General features: G+C 67.1%; 20 protein-coding genes and 1 pseudogene. 12 read left to right on the top strand and 9 right to left on the bottom strand.

The features are described 5' to 3' along the window. Positions 1-5: 5 nt before the first annotated feature. The gene (locus NX784_RS09770) at positions 6-470 is read right to left on the bottom strand and encodes an HrpB1 family type III secretion system apparatus protein (RefSeq protein ID WP_258816449.1); all 465 of its coding nucleotides are present in this window, start codon (positions 468-470) and stop codon (positions 6-8) included. Positions 471-690: 220 nt separating this feature from the next. On the opposite strand from NX784_RS09770, the gene sctU reads away from it, so the two are divergent. From sctU to NX784_RS09805, 7 genes are read left to right on the top strand one after another with little or no spacing between them, the layout of a single operon-like run. Next, positions 691-1,791: a type III secretion system export apparatus subunit SctU gene (sctU, locus tag NX784_RS09775; RefSeq protein ID WP_258816450.1), complete on the top strand. Its 1,101-nt coding sequence runs from the start codon at positions 691-693 to the stop codon at positions 1,789-1,791. Next, positions 1,788-3,725: an FHIPEP family type III secretion protein gene (locus NX784_RS09780; RefSeq protein ID WP_258816451.1), complete on the top strand. Its 1,938-nt coding sequence runs from the start codon at positions 1,788-1,790 to the stop codon at positions 3,723-3,725. Before sctU ends, NX784_RS09780 begins: the two co-directional genes overlap by 4 nt. 5 nt (positions 3,726-3,730) lie before the next feature. After that, positions 3,731-4,297 carry a type III secretion system protein SctP gene (gene sctP / locus NX784_RS09785; RefSeq protein WP_258816452.1) on the top strand — a complete coding sequence of 189 codons (567 nt, stop codon included), beginning with the start codon at positions 3,731-3,733 and terminating at the stop codon, positions 4,295-4,297. A 26-nt stretch (positions 4,298-4,323) separates the two neighbouring features. Next, the gene (gene sctQ / locus NX784_RS09790) at positions 4,324-5,367 is read left to right on the top strand and encodes a type III secretion system cytoplasmic ring protein SctQ (RefSeq protein WP_258816453.1); all 1,044 of its coding nucleotides are present in this window, start codon (positions 4,324-4,326) and stop codon (positions 5,365-5,367) included. Further along, positions 5,351-5,998 carry a type III secretion system export apparatus subunit SctR gene (gene sctR / locus NX784_RS09795; RefSeq protein ID WP_258816454.1) on the top strand — a complete coding sequence of 216 codons (648 nt, stop codon included), beginning with the start codon at positions 5,351-5,353 and terminating at the stop codon, positions 5,996-5,998. Before sctQ ends, sctR begins: the two co-directional genes overlap by 17 nt. Before the next feature lie 4 nt (positions 5,999-6,002). Further along, positions 6,003-6,263: a type III secretion system export apparatus subunit SctS gene (sctS, locus tag NX784_RS09800; protein ID WP_166861511.1), complete on the top strand. Its 261-nt coding sequence runs from the start codon at positions 6,003-6,005 to the stop codon at positions 6,261-6,263. Then, positions 6,260-7,093: a hypothetical protein gene (locus tag NX784_RS09805; RefSeq protein WP_258816455.1), complete on the top strand. Its 834-nt coding sequence runs from the start codon at positions 6,260-6,262 to the stop codon at positions 7,091-7,093. The genes sctS and NX784_RS09805 overlap by 4 nt, the downstream gene beginning before the upstream one ends. Here NX784_RS09805 and NX784_RS09810 read toward each other — a convergent pair. The 5 genes from NX784_RS09810 to NX784_RS09830 all read right to left on the bottom strand — a co-directional run bounded on the left by NX784_RS09810 (position 7,090) and on the right by NX784_RS09830 (position 9,412). Continuing rightward, complete coding sequence (locus tag NX784_RS09810; RefSeq protein ID WP_258816456.1) at positions 7,090-7,545, bottom strand: CesT family type III secretion system chaperone; 456 nt, start codon at positions 7,543-7,545, stop codon at positions 7,090-7,092. The two genes, NX784_RS09805 and NX784_RS09810, sit on opposite strands and share 4 nt — an antisense overlap. Positions 7,546-7,647: 102 nt before the next feature. Further along, complete coding sequence (locus NX784_RS09815) at positions 7,648-7,860, bottom strand: hypothetical protein (protein WP_258816457.1); 213 nt, start codon at positions 7,858-7,860, stop codon at positions 7,648-7,650. A gap of 104 nt (positions 7,861-7,964) precedes the next feature. Further along, positions 7,965-8,177 carry a hypothetical protein gene (locus tag NX784_RS09820; RefSeq protein ID WP_166861507.1) on the bottom strand — a complete coding sequence of 71 codons (213 nt, stop codon included), beginning with the start codon at positions 8,175-8,177 and terminating at the stop codon, positions 7,965-7,967. 81 nt (positions 8,178-8,258) lie between these two features. Beyond that, positions 8,259-8,501 carry a thioredoxin domain-containing protein gene (locus tag NX784_RS09825; RefSeq protein WP_258816458.1) on the bottom strand — a complete coding sequence of 81 codons (243 nt, stop codon included), beginning with the start codon at positions 8,499-8,501 and terminating at the stop codon, positions 8,259-8,261. 14 nt (positions 8,502-8,515) lie between these two features. Next, positions 8,516-9,412 carry a hypothetical protein gene (locus NX784_RS09830; RefSeq protein WP_258816459.1) on the bottom strand — a complete coding sequence of 299 codons (897 nt, stop codon included), beginning with the start codon at positions 9,410-9,412 and terminating at the stop codon, positions 8,516-8,518. Between the two features lie 168 nt (positions 9,413-9,580). Between NX784_RS09830 and NX784_RS09835 the strand changes: the two genes are divergently transcribed. From NX784_RS09835 to NX784_RS09845, 3 genes are all read left to right on the top strand, one after another. Next, complete coding sequence (locus NX784_RS09835) at positions 9,581-10,507, top strand: LysR substrate-binding domain-containing protein (RefSeq protein WP_258816460.1); 927 nt, start codon at positions 9,581-9,583, stop codon at positions 10,505-10,507. A gap of 136 nt (positions 10,508-10,643) precedes the next feature. After that, on the top strand, positions 10,644-11,927 hold the full coding sequence (locus tag NX784_RS09840; protein WP_258816461.1) for a Glu/Leu/Phe/Val family dehydrogenase: 1,284 nt from the start codon (positions 10,644-10,646) through the stop codon (positions 11,925-11,927). A 120-nt stretch (positions 11,928-12,047) separates the two neighbouring features. Continuing rightward, positions 12,048-12,419 (top strand): hypothetical protein, encoded by a 372-nt coding sequence (locus NX784_RS09845; RefSeq protein ID WP_258816462.1) that lies wholly within the window; start codon positions 12,048-12,050, stop codon positions 12,417-12,419. Between the two features lie 21 nt (positions 12,420-12,440). On the opposite strand, the gene NX784_RS09850 is transcribed toward NX784_RS09845, so the two are convergent. Further along, entirely contained in the window at positions 12,441-12,893 is a 453-nt protein-coding gene (locus NX784_RS09850) for a cupin domain-containing protein (RefSeq protein ID WP_258816463.1), read from the bottom strand. A gap of 108 nt (positions 12,894-13,001) precedes the next feature. Continuing rightward, on the bottom strand, positions 13,002-13,955 hold the full coding sequence (locus tag NX784_RS09855) for an endo-1,4-beta-xylanase (RefSeq protein WP_258816499.1): 954 nt from the start codon (positions 13,953-13,955) through the stop codon (positions 13,002-13,004). A 186-nt stretch (positions 13,956-14,141) separates the two neighbouring features. On the opposite strand from NX784_RS09855, the pseudogene fliE reads away from it, so the two are divergent. Further along, positions 14,142-14,240: pseudogene (fliE, locus tag NX784_RS09860) on the top strand (flagellar hook-basal body complex protein FliE); the annotation flags it as partial. On the opposite strand, the gene NX784_RS09865 reads toward fliE, so the two are convergent. Next, positions 14,235-16,205, bottom strand: a complete 1,971-nt coding sequence (locus NX784_RS09865; RefSeq protein ID WP_258816464.1) for a hypothetical protein — start codon at positions 16,203-16,205, stop codon at positions 14,235-14,237. The pseudogene fliE and the gene NX784_RS09865 sit on opposite strands and share 6 nt — an antisense overlap. A 529-nt stretch (positions 16,206-16,734) precedes the next feature. Between NX784_RS09865 and NX784_RS09870 the strand changes: the two genes are divergently transcribed. Then, positions 16,735-17,052, top strand: coding sequence for a hypothetical protein (locus tag NX784_RS09870; RefSeq protein WP_258816466.1), 318 nt, complete (start codon positions 16,735-16,737; stop codon positions 17,050-17,052). Positions 17,053-17,054: the final 2 nt, after the last annotated feature.

Here is a 17,054-nt window from a genome sequence, read left to right on the forward strand (position 1 = left end):
GCTCCTCAGGCACGCAGGTAATAGGCGGGGGCCAGGTCGGCCGCGACGGGCGGCGGCGCGGGCGCGGCCTCGGGCTCGGCGTCCGGCGCCTTGCCGAACAACAGGTTGACCATCGCCACGGCTTCCGGATCGTCGTTCCGGGTCAGCACTTCGTTCGCGCTGATGCGCCAGGCGTCGTCGCCGGACGCGTACAGGCACATGGCCTGCAGCGCGGTGCAGATCGGCAGGTTCTGCATGTCGGCGCTGCTGCCGTGCAGGTTGCGCAGCACTTGCGTGGCTTCGATGTAGCGCTTGCGCTTCATGAGCAGCCACACGTCGAAGGTATCGAGTTCGCGGAAGCGCGGGCGCAGTACCCGCAGCGCCGCCAGCAGCGCATCGGATTCGGCCAGCTTGCCGTGCTTGATCCCCGCCATCAATACCTCGATCAGGCCGGTGACGACGGCCCTGTCGCAGTTGCTGTAATCGTTCATGAGCTTTCCTCGCATTGGTTGCGTCCGCAAGATGTCTTGCGCCGGTCGTCACAGTAGCGGCCCGCCTGGACGCCGCCCGCCGCCGAAGCGAAGCGTCCGCGCGCGAAACGAAAGGGCCCTCCCCGCTTCGCACCATGCACCCGCGCTTCGTTCGGCGCCACGGCCGCGCCGCACGGCGGGCCGACAATCCGGGCGTGCCTTTCACGGACCCGGCGATGCCATGTCAGACGAAAAAACCGAACAACCCAGTGACAAGAAGCTGGAAGACGCCCGGCGCGACGGCAAGGTCGTCAAGAGCGCCGACCTCACGGCGGCCGCCGTGCTGCTGGCCACCGGCGGCCTGATGCTGCTGGCCGGCCCCGCGCTGGGCGACGGCCTGCGCGCGCTGCTGACGACCGCACTCGACCCGGTCGCCATCGGCCGGCCCGACGCCGACCTGCTGCTGTACGCGCGCCGCATCGGCCTGCAAGGCCTGCTACTGCTGGCGCCGTTCCTGCTGGTGGGCATGCTCGCGGCCGTCGTGGGCACGCTCGCGCAGACGGGCATCAACCTGTCGTTCAAGCCCGTCGAGCCGAAATTCGACGCCGTCAATCCGGGCGCCGGACTGACCCGCATCTTTTCCGTGCGGTCGATGGTCGACCTGGGCAAGATGACGGTCAAGGCCGTGCTGATCTTCCTCGTGATGTGGAAGACGCTCACGGTGCTGGCACCCCTGCTCGTCGGCGCCGCGTACCAGCCGGCGCTCGACGCCGCGCAGCTGGCCTGGCGCGTCCTGGCCCGCTTCCTTCTCGTCGGCGGCGTGCTGTTCCTGCTGCTGGGCGCCGCGGACTACGGCATCCAGCGCTGGCTGTTCATGCGCGACCAGCGCATGAGCAAGGACGAGGTCAAGCGCGAGTACAAGGAGTCCGACGGCGACCCGCACCTGAAGGGTCAGCGCAAGATGCTCGCCAAGGAAATCGCCCTCGGCCCGCCGCCGCCGGACCGCGACCGGCTGCGCCGCGCCCAGGCCGTGATCGTCAACCCCACGCACTACGCGGTGGCGCTGTGCTACGAGCCCGGCGGCCTCGGACTGCCGCAGGTGGTGGCCAAGGGGCTCGACGAGCAGGCGCTGGAAATCCGCCGCATGGCCCAGGAACTGGCGATCCCGATCGTCGGCAATCCGCCGCTGGCGCGCGCGCTGTACACGGTGCCGCTGGACTGCGCCATTCCCGAACCCCTGTTCGACACCGTCGCCGCCATCCTGCGCTGGGTGCGCGACATCGGCACGCCGCACGCCGCCGACGTGCCCCCGACTTCTTCCGACCTCGTGGACCCGCTATGAAACTGCCCGGAAAAATGGAATTCGGCGGCGAGATCGCCATCGCCGCCCTCGTCGTGGCCGTGATCGCGCTGATGATCCTGCCGCTGCCGACCTTCGCCATCGACAGCCTGCTGGCCCTCAACATCGCCGTCTCCGTGACCCTGTTGATGATGACGATGTACATCCCGAATGCCGTCGCGTTCTCGTCGTTCCCGTCGCTGCTGCTGTTCACGACGATGTTCCGGCTGTCGCTGAACATCGCGTCCACGAAGTCGATCCTGCTGCACGCCGACGCCGGCCACATCATCGAGAGCTTCGGCGAACTGGTCGTCGGCGGCAACCTCGTCGTCGGGCTGGTCGTGTTCCTCATCATCGCCACCGTGCAGTTCATCGTCATCGCGAAGGGGTCCGAGCGCGTGGCGGAAGTCGGCGCCCGCTTCACGCTCGACGCGATGCCCGGCAAGCAGATGAGCATCGACGCCGACCTCCGCGCCGGCAACCTCACCGCCGACGCCGCGCGCCGCAAGCGCGCCATGCTCGCGATGGAGAGCCAACTGCACGGCGGCATGGACGGCGCGATGAAGTTCGTCAAGGGCGACGCCATCGCGGGCCTGATCATCACGATGGTCAACATCCTGGCCGGCATCGTCGTCGGCATCACCTACCACAACATGAGCGCGGGCGAGGCGGCCGGCCGCTTCGCCGTGTTGTCGATCGGCGACGCGATGGTGTCGCAGATCCCGTCGCTGTTGATCTCGGTGGCGGCCGGCATCATGATCACGCGCGTGGCCGACGAACACCGCGAGGGCGAGCAGTCGCTCGGCGCCGAGATCGCCCGCCAGCTCAGCGGCAACGCGCGCGCGCTGTTCAGCGCCGCCGCGCTGCTGGCCGCCTTCGCCTTCGTGCCCGGCTTCCCGTCCACCATGTTCCTGCTGCTGGCGGCCCTCGTGGGCGCGGCCGGCGCCGTGCTGCGCAAGAAGGAGCGCGCGGCCGCGCCGCCGGACGCGCAACTGCCGGCATTGAAGCGCCTCGGCGGCGTCGACGACAAGCAGGCCGCTCCCACGATCGCCGCCTGCGCGCCGCCGTTCTCGCCGCCCATCGCGCTGCGTCTGTCCGCGCCGCTGGCCGCGTTGCTGGACCCGGCCGCGCTGGACGCCGCGTTCGAGCGGGCGCGCCAGGGCCTCGTCGAGGAACTGGGCCTGCCGTTCCCCGGCGCCGCCGTCTGGACGAGCGCCGCGCTGGACGGCCTGGCCTACGAGCTGGCGCTGCAGGACGTGCCGATGGGCGAGCAGCGGCTCGAAGCAGGTACCGGCGCCGGCGCGCTGGAAGCGGCCCTCGTCGACGCGACGGTGACGGCGCTGCGCGCGCACGCCCAGCTGTTCGTCGGCCTGCAGGAGACCCAGTGGCTGCTGGACCGCGTGGCCGCCGACTATCCGGGGCTCGTGGACGAAGTCAAGAAGGCGCTGCCCGTGCCGCGCATCGCCGACGTCTTGCGGCGCCTGCTGGAAGAGCGCATCCCGATCCGCAACATGCGCGCGATCCTGGAAAGCCTCGTCGCGTGGGGACCGCGCGAAAAAGACATGCTGACGCTGTGCGAATACGTGCGCGGCGACCTGGGCCGCTTCATCGCCCACCGCGCCACGGGCGGCCGGCGCAAGCTGCCCGCGATCCTGCTGGACAGCGGCGTCGAACAGCTGATCCGCCAGGCGATCAAGACGACGCCGGCCGGGAATTACCTCACGCTGCCGCCGGACCAGGTGCAGGCCATCATCGCGCGCATCCAGCAGATCGCCGGCCCCGCGCCCGTGCCGCTGCTGGCGGTGGTGACGTCGATGGACATCCGGCGCTACGTGCGGCGCATGATCGAGCAGCCGCTCGGCTGGCTGGACGTGTATTCGTTCCAGGAGCTGGGCGGTAACGTCGACCTGCAGCCGCTCGGCAAGCTCGCGCTGTAGCCGCCATGACGATCAAGACTACGCTCGTGCAGGCCGTCCGCCTGCTGCCCCGTTCCGACGCGGTGCCCGCCGGCCGGGCGCGCGCGCTGCGCGGCCGCTTCCAGGACCGGCTCGCGCCCGTCGACGATCGGCCCGGCCCCGCACTGCCGGACGACGACGGCGCAGCGCCGGACGTCGACGCGCACGCGCCGCGACCGGGCACGGAGACGACGCCCGCCGTCGCGCCGCCCATCGCCGCCGAACCGGCCCTGTCGCGGCGCGTCGTCCACGCGTGCATGCGCGACGAACACGACGGCCTGCGCATCGCGCGGCTGGCCGCCGTCATCGGCGAATTCGTCAACGCACCCGCGATCCTCGACAGCGGCTGCTGGGAATTGCAGATCGCGCTGGACCCGGCCTTGCTGCCCGCCACCCGGTTGCGCCTGCATCTTTCGTCCTGTCGCTTGTCCCTTCGTTTCGAGAGCGCCGACCGCGACGCCCGTTGCGTAATCTTGGAGAACAGCAGGGAATTGCAGCGCCGCCTGCAGGCGCTGCTGCCGCCGCACATCGACGTCGACATCGCCTGCTGGTGACGCCGGCGCCGCACCGAGACCACATCATGCCCCGAGACAGCAAAACCATCGCCCCGCTGCATCCGCGCCTGCCCCTGCTTGCGCCTTCGCTCGCGCGTCTCACGCGCGTGCTGTTCACGCCGACGGCCGCCGCCCTCGCCGCGCAGTCGGGATGGCGCATCGTGCCGCCCGCGCACGGCAGCGCGCCCGCGCAGCCGGCATGCCTGCACCTGCACAGCGCGCACGGCGGCCTGCGCTGCGTGATCGACCTGGCCGCGCACCCCGCCCTCGAAAGCGCCGCGCTGGCGGCCGCCGGCCACTGGCGCGCGGCGCTGGCCGACGCGCTGCTGCGGCCATGCTGGGCCGTTCTGACGCAAAGGGGCCTGCCGGCGCTGTCGGTGGCGGCACTGCTGACGGACGCCGACGCGACCGCGCACCACGCGGGCGTCGCACTGCAACTGCGTGCGGACGGCGACGCGGCGGCACCCACCCTGTTCATCACCGACATCGACGCCGGCCTGCTGGACGCGCTGGAAGCGGCGCTGCCGCCGCCGGCCGGATTGCCCAGCTGGCTGGACGCGCTGCCGCTACCCGGCACCGCCGTGCTGGCCGCGCGCCGCGCCACGACGGCGCTGCTCGCGTCGCTGCGCGCCGGCGACGTGCTGCTGGGCTGGCGCGGCGGCATGCCCGGCAGCGCGCAGCTCGACCGCGTCACCTTGCGCTGGGGCGCGGCGCGGGGCCGGCACGTCAGCGCCGTCGCCGCCATCGCCGGCCGCGCCGCCACGCTGACCACCTCTCCCACACTTTGCCTGGAGTCCCATCCCATGGATCACACAGAACACCCCGTCACCGACGTCGCCGCGCTGGAGCTGCCCGTCACGCTGGAAATCGTCACGCTCGCCATGCCGCTGCAGCAGATCGGCGCCCTGCTGCCTGGCCAGGTGCTGGAACTGCCCCTGGCGCTGGCCGACACGCGCGTGCGCCTCGTCGCCTGCGGCCAGACGCTGGGCCACGGCAAGCTGGTCGTCGTCGGCGAACAACTCGGATTCCAGGTCGCGACCATGGTGCACCAAGATGAGCCAGACGCCTGATTTCGCCTCGCTGATCCTCGGGATCTTCGCGCTCGCGCTGCTGCCGTTCGCCGCGATGGTGGTGACGTCGTACACGAAGATCGTCGTCGTCCTGGGCCTGCTGCGCAACGCGATCGGCGTCCAGCAGGTGCCGCCCACGACGGTCCTCAACGGCATCGCCATCATCGTGTCGTGCTATGTGATGGCACCGGTGGGCATGGAGGCGATGAAGCAGGCGCAGACGCATGGCGCGGAAGGCGGCGGCAACGCCGTCGTGCAGCTGCTCGACGGCGCGCGCGACCCGTTCCGCCAATTCCTCGTCAAGCATACGAACGAGCGCGAGAAAGCGTTCTTCCTGCGCTCGGCGGCGAAAGTCTGGCCCGCCGACAAGGTGGCCCAGCTCAAGCCGAACGACCTCGTCGTGCTGGCGCCCGCGTTCGTGCTGACGGAACTGACGGCCGCCTTCAAGATCGGCTTCCTGCTGTACCTCGTGTTCGTCGTCATCGACCTGGTCATCGCCAACGTCCTGATGGCACTGGGACTGTCGCAGGTCACGCCCAGCAACGTCGCCATTCCGTTCAAGCTGCTGCTGTTCGTCGTGATGGACGGCTGGTCGACGCTGATCCACGGCCTCGTTCTGACTTACAGGTGACACGATGGACTTCGACAACATCGGACGCTTGACGTCCTCCGCAATGATGCTGTGCCTGCTCATCTCGCTGCCGGCCGTGCTGGTGGCGGCCCTCGTCGGCCTGCTCGTCTCGTTCGTGCAGGCCGTGACGTCGCTGCAGGATTCCAGCATTTCGCACAGCGTCAAGCTGGTGGCGGTATCCGTCGCCATCATGCTCGCGGCGCCCTGGGGCGCTTCCGCGATCCTGCAGTTCGCGCGCAGCGTGATGCAGGCGATCTTCTCATGAAGGTCGACGGCGCCGGGCCCGGCGCGCTGCAGCTGCTGCAGGCGCAGGCCGACATCGAAGCCGCCAACCGGCCCGTGCCGGGCCTGGCGGCGGCGCAGCGCAACCTGTCCGGCCGCCGCACCGGCCTTGGCCATTCAGCGACGGCGCCCGACGCCGGGCCGCCGGACCTCGTGGTCGTGCCGCTGCACCACGCGCGCCTCGCCGCCCTGCAGAACAAGCTGCGTTCGAAGAAAAAGCGCGGCGCCGCCGGTTCGGAAGCCAACGACAGCGCCGGCGAATTCGAGGAATTGCTGCTGCTGCTCGAAGCGCAGGCGCAGACGCAGACGACGTCGCTGCCCCAGATCCGCGTGGGCGCCCGCCGGCGCGGCCAGCAGCCGGACGAGCAGGCGGACCCGCATCCGCAATCGCCGTGGCAGCGCGCCGCCGACGACCGCCCCCAACCCACGCTGCGCGAGCGGCAGCAACAGGCCGTGGACCGCCTGGTGCGCGAGCACGTGAGCGCGAGCGGCACGATCGACGGCGCCATGCGCGCGCTGCACACGCTGCAACGCGATCCCGCACACGCGGTGCCGCTGGCGACGGCCGTGTTGCGCATCACGCGCGAATTCCTCGCCCAGCCCGCCGCGACCGGCGCCGCCAGGCTGGCGGACGTCAAGACCCGCCTGCTCGCGCTGCTGCCCCCGCCGACGTCCCATGCCGCGCCCGCGTTGCGCCAGCTGCATCTGCTGCTGCCCATCCTGCTGCTCAATGCCCAGCGCCCACGCACGTCGCGCCAGCGCGCGCTGGCGCTCGCGAAAATCGACGTGCTGCTGCGCGGCGCCCGCCGCTAGACCTTCATCCACAAATACGAGCCGTCGGCGATCTGCTCGAACATCTCGTCGTCCGTCTGGAAGATATTGTCGCGCCAGTAGCGGCCATGTTCCGCGTAGTGCGCGAGCAGCCCGGCGAGCCCCTCCCCATCGAGCCCGTCGTGGAATTCGACCCGCACGACCATCACGATGCAGCCCGTGTCCGCGTCCATGCCCAGCTGGGCCTGGTCCTGCGCGTAGATCAGCAGGTTCGCCTCGAGCAGCAGGCGGAACACCTTGAGCGTGCGGCCGCTCGTGACGATGCCGTAGTTGACGTTCAGATAGAGCGCGCCGGAGTCGGTCTCGACGTGGTCGACCAGCACCTCGAAGCCTTCGACGTCGAGGATGCGCTCGTCCAGCACGGCGTCGACGTCCGGGATGCCCATCACGGCGCACAGTTGCTCGACGACGGCGGTATAGCGTTCTGCGCTCACGATCAATCCGATCCGGTGAAAGACATAAAAAAAACCGGCTTGCGCCGGTTGTCCGATACTGCGGGAACGCCGCCGCGAAGGGGCGCGGCGGCGTTGCCGGCATTACTGCGACAGCGCTTTGACGCCCTTGCCCAGTTCTTCGATGACGGCGTTCTTCGCCTGGTTCAGCGCGATTTCGTTCTGGATCTGCGCGATCTTGTCCTGAGCGGCCATCGTGATGCGGGCTGCCGCTTCGGATGCTGCGATGTCCGCGCCGGCGGCGCCGTATGCGCCTGTGGTGGAAGCGCCGCTCGATGCTTTGCTGGTCTTCGACATGGTATGACTCCTTGAGGTTGAGGGACTACGAACAGGGGTGCCGGATCGGCATGCCCCGCGAACGGCGCCGGCGCGATGCCGGCCCCGGCGCGGGCGGTATTCGATTACTGCGACAGCGCTTTCACGCCCTTGCCCAGTTCTTCGATGACGGCGTTCTTCGCCTGGTTCAGCGCGATTTCGTTCTGGATCTGCGCGATCTTGTCCTGTGCGGCCATCGTGATGCGGGCTGCCGCTTCGGATGCCGCGATGTCCGCGCCGGCGGCGCCGTAGGCGCCTGCGGTGGAAGCGCCGCTCGATGCTTTGCTGGTCTTCGACATGGTGTGACTCCTTCAAAAAGTGATGATCGACTACGAATGGTTGGACTACGGGTACTGCGAACTACGACGTACTGCTGGGGGTTAAACGTTTTGCTGCCGGATCGCCTGGCAGATCTGCGCGGCGGCCAGCAGGCCCGCGTGCAGCGTCTGTTTTTCCTTGCGCAGCGCGGGGTCGGCTTCGGCCGCCCAGCCGTCGAAGGCGGCGGCGCCGTGCTCCAGCGCGACGACGACGGCGCGGCAGCGCGGATCGTTCGGGTTCGACTCGACCAGGGCCTGGAAGCGATCCATATCGGCCACGATCGGGGGTGTCAGTGCATCGAACATCGGATCTCCTCGTATCAGTCGTGGGCGGCCATCGCGGCGCCCGGAAAATGCTTGCTGCCGTCGAGCGACTGCACGTAGCGCAGGCCGCCGGCATCGAGCGCGGAATCGCTGTCGGCCACGCTCCAGCCGGGACGCACCTCGGTGACGTCGGCATCGAGCCGGGCGACGGCCGGGCCGAGGTCCGCGGCGAGCTGCGCCAGCCTGCGCTGGACGGTGGCGCCGTCGCGGGTGGTGCCCGTGACGATGAAGCGGCCGTTGCCCGCGTAGCCTGCCTTGAGCGTGGGCTCGTGCAGCGAATCGGCTATGCTGGCCAGCACGTCGTTGACGACGGCCAGGTGGGCGACCGCGTGGTCGGGCACGGTGCGGCGCAGCAGGTCGCGCACGGCATCGGCGTCGGCGCCGGTGGCAACGACGCCCTGCACGACCGTCATGCCGTCACGCTGGCTGACGCGCAATCCGCCTTGTCCGATACCGGCCAGCAGCGCCGGAATGTCGAGGCGCATGCCACCACGTGCCGCCGGCGCGGACGCCGGCTGCATCGCCAGCAGCGCGGTGCTGAGCAGCGTGGCCGGTACCGCGACGGCGCCCAGCGCCAGCCAGCGGCGCGGGGGCCACCGGCGCACGGGCACCGGCGCCGCCGGTGCGGCCACCGGCTCGCCGGCAGGGTCGCCGATGCACAAGTCGATGCCGTCGAAGTGGAGCGTCTCGTGCTCGACGACGTCGATCGTGGCGTCGCCGTCGTGCAGGCGGATGCGGCCGTCGGCGTCGATGGCCACGTCGACCGAGGCGTGCGCCCAGTCGCTGATGTGGACGGCGGCCGCGTCGTCGCAGCCGATGCGCCAGATGCCGGGCGCCAGCTGCAGCGAGGCGCCGCGATGGCGTCCGCTCAGAATACGAATGTGCTTGTTCATGGTTCCACTCCTGGCTCGGTGCCGAAGCAAAGTGCGTCGGTCCATGAGTCGTACTGTATCGGCCGGGGACGCGCGGCCCGCGCCGCAAACCGAACTTGTATCGCGCTTTCCGAACGGCGCGCCGGTGGCGTTACAATGCCGCGATGATTCAACCGCACGGGACTCGGCATGGAAACCAAATGGCTGGAAGACTTCATTTCACTGGTCGAGACCAAGAACTTCAGCCGCTCGGCGCAGCTGCGGCACGTGACGCAGCCGGCGTTCTCGCGCCGCATCCGCTCGCTGGAAAACTGGCTCGGCACCGACCTGATCGACCGCACCACGTTCCCCACGCGCGTCACGCCAGCCGGCATGGTGTTCTACGAGCAGGCGCTGGAAATGCTCGCGCAGATCAACGGCGTGCGCGACCTGCTGCGCAACAACCGCGCGGCCGCCGAACAGACGCTCGACCTGGCCGTGCCGCATACGTTGTCGCTGACGTTCGTGCCGAAGTGGCTGGCCGCGCTGGAACGCGATTTCGCGGCGATCAACAGCCGCCTCATCGCCCTCAACGTCCATGACGCCGTGCTGCAACTGGTCGAAGGCGGCTGCGACCTGCTGCTGTGCTACCACCACCCGCGCCAGCCGGTGCAGCTCGACCCGGGCCGCTACGACATGCTGCTGATGGGCCGCGAAGCGCTGTGCGCCTATGCCCGCTGCGACGCCGACGGGCAACCGGCCTACCGCCTGCCCGGCCGCAAGGACGCGCCGCTGCCGTTCCTGTCGTACACGACGAACGCCTACCTGGGACGGATGGTCGACCTGATCCTCGCCGACGCGCAACCGGGGCCGCACCTGGAAAAACGCTACGAGACCGACATGGCGGAAGGGCTCAAGATGATGGCGCTGGACGGCCACGGCATCGCGTTCCTGCCCGAGTCGGCGGTGGTGCGCGAGGTCGAGCAGGGGCAGCTCGCGCGCGCCAGCGACGCGGGCACGTGGGAAATCGAGATGGAGATCCGCCTGTATCGCGAGCGCCCGTCCGACGCCCGTCCCGGCAAGCCGCTGGTGGCGGACCTGTGGGATTACCTCGTCTCACACGAAGCCGTGTCGTGACGCTGTGTCGTGATGCTTTTTGCGCATACCTGCATGCGCAAGCAGCATTGGCAATGATCCGCTAGCCCATCCTATGATTCGTTCGCCGCGCATCAGCCTGCGCCCCGAACCCATCACCGACTATCGGAGACATCGCATGACCAGCCACGCCCTCCCCTCCTACCTGAACCCCGACGACCTCGGCCCATGGGGCCAGTACCTGCAGCAGGTCGACCGCGTCACCCCGCACCTGGGCAACCTGGCCCGCTGGGTCGAGACGCTGAAGCGTCCGAAGCGCATCCTCACCGTCGACGTGCCCATCGAGCGCGACGACGGCACGGTCGCCCACTTCGAGGGTTATCGCGTCCAGCACAACCTGTCGCGCGGCCCGGGCAAGGGCGGCGTGCGCTTCCACCAGGACGTCACGCTGTCGGAAGTGATGGCGCTGTCCGCGTGGATGTCCGTGAAGAACGCCGCCGTCAACGTGCCGTACGGCGGCGCCAAGGGCGGCATTCGCGTCGATCCGTCCAAGCTGTCGAAGGGCGAGCTGCAGCGCCTCACGCGCCGCTACACGAGCGAGATCAGCATGCTGATCGGCCCGACGAAGGACATCCCGGCGCCGGACGTCAATACCAACGAGCAGGTCATGGCCTGGATGATGGATTCCTACGCCATGATCGAAGGGAATCTGTCGACGGGCGTCGTGACGGGCAAGCCGATCTCGCTCGGCGGCTCGCTCGGTCGCCGTGAAGCGACGGGCCGCGGCGTGTTCGTCGTCGGCCAGGAAGCGGCGCAGCGGCGCGGCGTCGCGATCGCCGGCGCGAAAATCGCGATCCAGGGCTTCGGCAACGTGGGCGGCATCGCGGCCACGATCTTCGCCGACGCGGGCGCCAAGATCGTCGCCGTGCAGGACCATACGGGTACCGTCCTGCGCGAAGGCGGGCTCGATGTCGCACAGCTGCATGCGTACGTCGCCGAAGCGGGCGGCGTGAAAGGCTTCCCCGGCGCCGACGCGACGCTGGAGCGCGACGCCTTCTGGGACGTCGAATCGGACATCCTGATCCCGGCCGCGCTGGAGCGCCAGATCACGGCCGACGTCGCGCAGCGCCTGCGCACGAAGATCATCCTGGAAGGCGCGAACGGCCCGACGACGCCGGAAGCGGACGACATCCTCGGCGACAAGGACGTGCTGGTGGTGCCGGACGTGCTGGCCAACGCGGGCGGCGTGACGGTGTCGTACTTCGAATGGGTGCAGGATTTCTCGAGCTTCTTCTGGACCGAAGACGAAATCAATGCGCGCCTCACGCGCATCATGCAGAACGCGTTCGGCGCCGTATGGACGGTCGCGCAGGAGAAGAAGGTGTCGCTGCGCACGGCCACGTTCATCGTCGCGTGCACGCGCATCCTGCAGGCGCGCGAGGTGCGCGGCCTGTATCCGTAAGATCTGTTGTTGCGGTGCCCGCCGGCAGCGGGCTTCCGAAGTGTGGGAATGCGCGTGTTTTCCAGCCGATATACGGTGCTAGACTCGCGTCGTTATCGCACTTCGTGCCGCCGGCACTCCATGACACTTCCATTCTTCACCTCGCGGCGCTCGTTGCTTGCCATCGTTGCCGTCTACATCGGCGCTGCGCTGTATGTCGCGCTGAACTCGTCGATGACGATCGCAGCCACGGCCCTCCTCGGCATCGTGACGCTGATACCGGCGCTGGTTCTTTCGTCGCTCAGCAGGATCGCGGGCCATGCGGGGGCCTGGGCATCCGCCTGCGTGTTCGTCTGGGCGCTCCGCATGGAAGCCTTCCCCGCTGGCGGAGGCGCACCGATGACCGTCATTGCCGTCGTCCTGTTCGGATGGCCGTCATGCTTCGCCGTCGGTGCGGTCGCAGCGGGCGTGCTCGGGATGCTGTCCGGGCGGCCCGCCGAGCCGCTGGAATGAGCGCGGCACGCCAGTCGCGCGCTACTTCGACTGGATCGGTGAAGGGGGCACGAATTCCGGATGGGCAAGCGTGAGCGACTGGTTCACGGTGCCCGTATAGAGCACGAACAACTTGACCGGTTTGTCGCCCAGGGCGCGGCCGTTGTGCAGGGTCTGCACGACTTCCGGCAGCGTGTCGCCAGCATGCAGCTGGCAAGTCGCGCCGTTGCCCTGGGTGACTTCCAGGGTCCCCTCCAGCACGTACGCAAACGAAGGCACGGAATGCTCATGCCACCCTGTCTGCCCGCCTGCCGCGATCTCGACGATCAGCGCCGTGACCTCGGCCTGCCCCTTCGGGTAGACGAGCGGCTTGCCGTCCCAGCTCGTCGAGGTTTTCAGTAATGGCGTCACTTTGACGGAAGCGGAATTATCGAGCGCGCTGGCCGGGTGTACCCAGGCCAGCATCGCGGCCAGGGCGAGGAATTGAAATTTCATGGATGAGGATCGGGAGTGTGTATTTACTCGCGGAGTTTACCAAACAACCATGGGTGCCTCCAACCCTCCGCCTCGTGCGCTCCCGCGCACTGCCGCATTGGTTGACGCTCAGTTCCCCATCAGGGCGTCCTTGAAGCCCTGCAGCGCAGGCTTAGCCTGGAAGTTCCCATCGAACAGCAGCGGCCAGTCGGGCGATCCGGGCTGGTTGATCCAGCTGTCCGCATCCCACACGCCCCACACCGTGATGCCGGCCCGCTGCGCCGCCGGCACAGCGCGCAGGTAGGCGGCGATGATGTCGTGGTAGCGCTGCTGCTGGCGCAGCGCCGCATCGGCCGTGAAGGTCGTGTAGGCGCTCTTCATGCTCACGTCCATTTCCGAAATCTCGACTTTCAGCCCGCGGTCCGCCACGGCCTTCAGCGACGATTCGATGGCGGAGATGCTCGGCCAGTCGATCGTCACGTGCATCTGGAAGCCGACGCCCGTGATCGGGACGCTGCGCGAGCGCATGCCGTCGATCATCGCGAGCAGGTTCGTCGTCTTCTGCCCGCCCGCTTCGATGTTGTAGTCGTTGTAGAACAGGTCGACCTGCGGATCGACGGCGCGGGCGTTGACGAACGCCTGGTCGATGAACGCCTGGCCCATCTTCTGGCTGAACAGGCTGCTGCGCAGGATGTTGTCGACCGTCGGCTGGCCATCGTCGGCCAGCGCCTCGTTGACGACGTCCCAGCTCACCACCTGGCCCTTGAAGTGCGAGACGATGGTCTGCACGTGCGTCTTCAGCATGGCGGCGAAGTCGCCCGTGTAGTTCGTCATGAAGCTGGGCACCTGGTAATCGGCGTGCCAGATGAGCGTGTGCCCGTGCACGTTGATGCCATTGGCGTGGACGAACGCGACGAAGTCGTCGGCCTGGCCGAACGTGAACGTGTAGTTGGACGCACCCGTCGTGTTGGTGCGGCGGCCCTCAGTTTCACGCTGCTGCCGGTTTTTGGACCTATCTTTTACCTGATGATTGACTCGCCTGAAAGCTCGCCGTCTGGTGTAAGTCCAGAAGAATTCTGGCAGCCAGCGAAAGGTGCAGGTCGACCGTGGCCTTCATACGATCCTTTGATAAAATCCTTGCGCAAAATGTTCATGGGAGCAGTTGAGGAAGACGACGACTAAGCCTCGCGAACGTCTCCTTTGGGTGGGGTTGACAGCGGCCGTTCAGTCGGCGGTAACCTATCTGGGCACGTGGCCGCTGGTCATTGGCTCTCCTTCCAGGCCACCGTCCAGGTGCGCAACAAGCAGGTGTCGGCCTACCACGACATCATGAACATGCAGGTGTGCGGCCGCACGGCTGTCCTATAGCGAGGCATCTTCCAGCCGCGCGCGTGCGACGACGCCGTCCAGCACCTCGTCCGTATAGGGCGGCGCCGCAGTCGGCAGCCGGCCCAGCGGCGTCGCCATCAACGGGTGGTCGAGGACCGGATTGGCCAGACCTAGGCGCCGGCGCAGGTCCAGCATTAGCAGGATCTCGAACGGGTCGTACCAGAAGCGGTAGTTGTCCAGGTCAAGGACCTTCGCGCCGGTGAAACAGCGTGACTGATACATGCGGCGGTCGCAGGCGGCCAGCAACAGCGGCGCCACCTTGTCCGGATCCGGATCGCGCCAGCGTTCCAGCAACTGTTCGAACAGCGGTTCGTCGAACGCCTGCACGGGCAGGTTGCGGCACGCCCAGCCCTGCCATTGCGCGATCAGGCGCAGCACGAAATATTGGGTGCGGCGCTGGTGGAAGGGGCGCTTGCCGGCGTCGAAATCCCAGAATCGCCCTTGTTCCAAGCGCTTCATCACCTGTCGGACAAGTTGCAGTGCCCAAGCGTCCCAGCCCAGCGCCAGGCAATTCGCGATGGTGCAGCAGGCGTCGTCGAGCCCCAGTTCGTATTTGTTTTCGCCCGCCAAGCGGCACGACCAGTAATCGTAGGCAACCGCCTGCCGCCAGCCGGGGCGCCAGTCGTCGGCGAGTTCAGCAGCGGCGCCGGCGTTGTCGCGCTCCGACCGGTCACGCCGCCGGATCCAGTCGAGCAAATCCTCGTCGGCCTGTGCCGCCTGCACCGTCTGGGCGATGTACACGTCGCATTCCTTGCCCTTGCGCTTATCGAGGTAGGGCGCGAGCTGCTGCATGGCGGCGCCGATGTGTTCCGGTGCATGGCCTTCGTACAGCATGTGACGGACGATCTTGTATTCGGACATGGAGACAGCTTTATCGCACTCGTCGGCCAGCACGCGCTCGTCCTCTGGTACCGTCTCCTTGCCGAAATAATGACTGGCCGAGAACAGCGCCCCCCCGTCAACATAAATGTGTTTCCCGTTGGCGAGCAGTTTGGCGAACGTCTGGTTCGCGGCCGCGGCATCCAGGCGTGGCCTTTTCTTTTTCCCGGACGGTTTGCCGGTCCCGAGCGCGGCGTGGATCGCCAACCGCTTGACGGCGCGCGCGCAGTGCCACAAGTCTTCGAAGGCCGCCTTGTCGCCATAGCCCCAACTCCGTCGCTCGGTCGTGAAGCCCGGCCCTTCGTCGGCAAAGCGTTTCAGGTCGGCCATTTCCTTGGTACGCCATTCAGCGAATGGTTGGGAGTATTTTTTGAGGAACTGCTGCACGGCAGGGAAACGCGGATCGGGGCCGGCGCGTGGCACATCCGGTTCGTCGCTCGCATCGACGCGGACGATGGATACTGATTCCACGCCTTCCGCCGCGCGCGCGCAGGCGTGCGCCAGGAACCCGATCACCCAGAAATCGGGCGCGGTGATCGGCTTCGTCGCCTCCAGCGCCTTTTTCGCCAGCGCGCGTTTCTTGCGCTTCTCGAACACGGCGGCCATGAACGCCTTGTTTGGGCCGGTAGGCGGCAACATGAACGGATCGGCGTCCTCGTCGTCGCAATGCTTGGCCCGTATCTCAAACAGTTCGGTCAGATTCTCGAGCAGACCGGCCAGGATGCGGCATTCGGCCGCGTCCAGCCGCTCCGGCAGCGCCGCGGCGTACCGGGTGTGCAGGTAGGCCGCAAGCCATTCGTTTGGAACGACGTAAAACTCTGGCAGCGTCGAGGAGTGAGCAAGATAGTCGGTCGGGTTGCGTTCGTGTTCCCACTCATCGCCGTACTCGGCGATTTTCCCGGCGACCATTGGCGCCAGCACCGCCAAGTTGGCGGGGGAAGCGGGAATCACGAATTCGTCGCAGGATTCGTTCGAGAATTCGTCTTCGGCGATCGATAGGAATTTCGTGATCAGGCCAAGTTCAAAGGTGGTCAGCGCAGGCATCGTGTTCGAGTTCTTGTCCAAATGCGATCCAGTACCATCAAGGGGGTGACTTGCTGACGGGGCCGGATGGAGACCGCATGCCAGTTCAACCATGTTGCCATCAGGATATTAATCATGCAAGGGCTTTGGGGTCGAGTCCGGACGAACGGCCGGGTTCGCCCACAAGCGGACGCATGGTCGATAGTCCAATGTATACGGTGATTACACAATGACGGGTTGTAATGAACTTTAGCCAAGCATGAAAAATTGCTGAATGCTGGGTATCTACAGTGACGGATGACCAAGTGATACTTGATCGTACAAATACCCTTGCGCTGCCGTATGGCTGGGTCTTTTTCTATAATTCAGCTGAGTACCTCGCTGACAAATCCAAATTTCAACATGCATTGGCAGGGAATGTGGCGAACTGTATTGTTCGCCCACACCGGAACCGAGTGTTTGCGCTACGCCTGTAGCCAGCGTTGGTTTCGAGCAATGGTATGCAATGAGACCACAAATGAGCATATAATCGTCGTGACTGACGCAGCACCAGCAGACACCGGAGTGAACCATGGCCACAAAATTGACCAGGCAACATGCTGAACTTCAAGAGCCATGGGAAACCTGTATCAAAAACACATCCATCGCGGATCAGGCCATGCAAGCATGGAGCCGGATTCCGTCCGATACGAAAGTTGAAATCCTCAAGGCTGTCGAGCAGCCGTGCACCGTACGCGACGCCAGTCTGAAGACCGTAAAAGTGGGCGAGCAAACCTTGATGGTGAAAAAGATGTCCTCCGGCTTCAGGGTGTTGTACGAGCCAGGTATCGACAGCAATACGATCGTGTCCGTACTGACGCCTCGCGAAGTGGGTCTGCTGAAAGGCTGATC

The sequence above is a fragment of the Massilia pinisoli genome (assembly GCF_024753285.1).
Taxonomy (GTDB): Bacteria; Pseudomonadota; Gammaproteobacteria; order Burkholderiales; family Burkholderiaceae_D; genus Telluria; species Telluria pinisoli.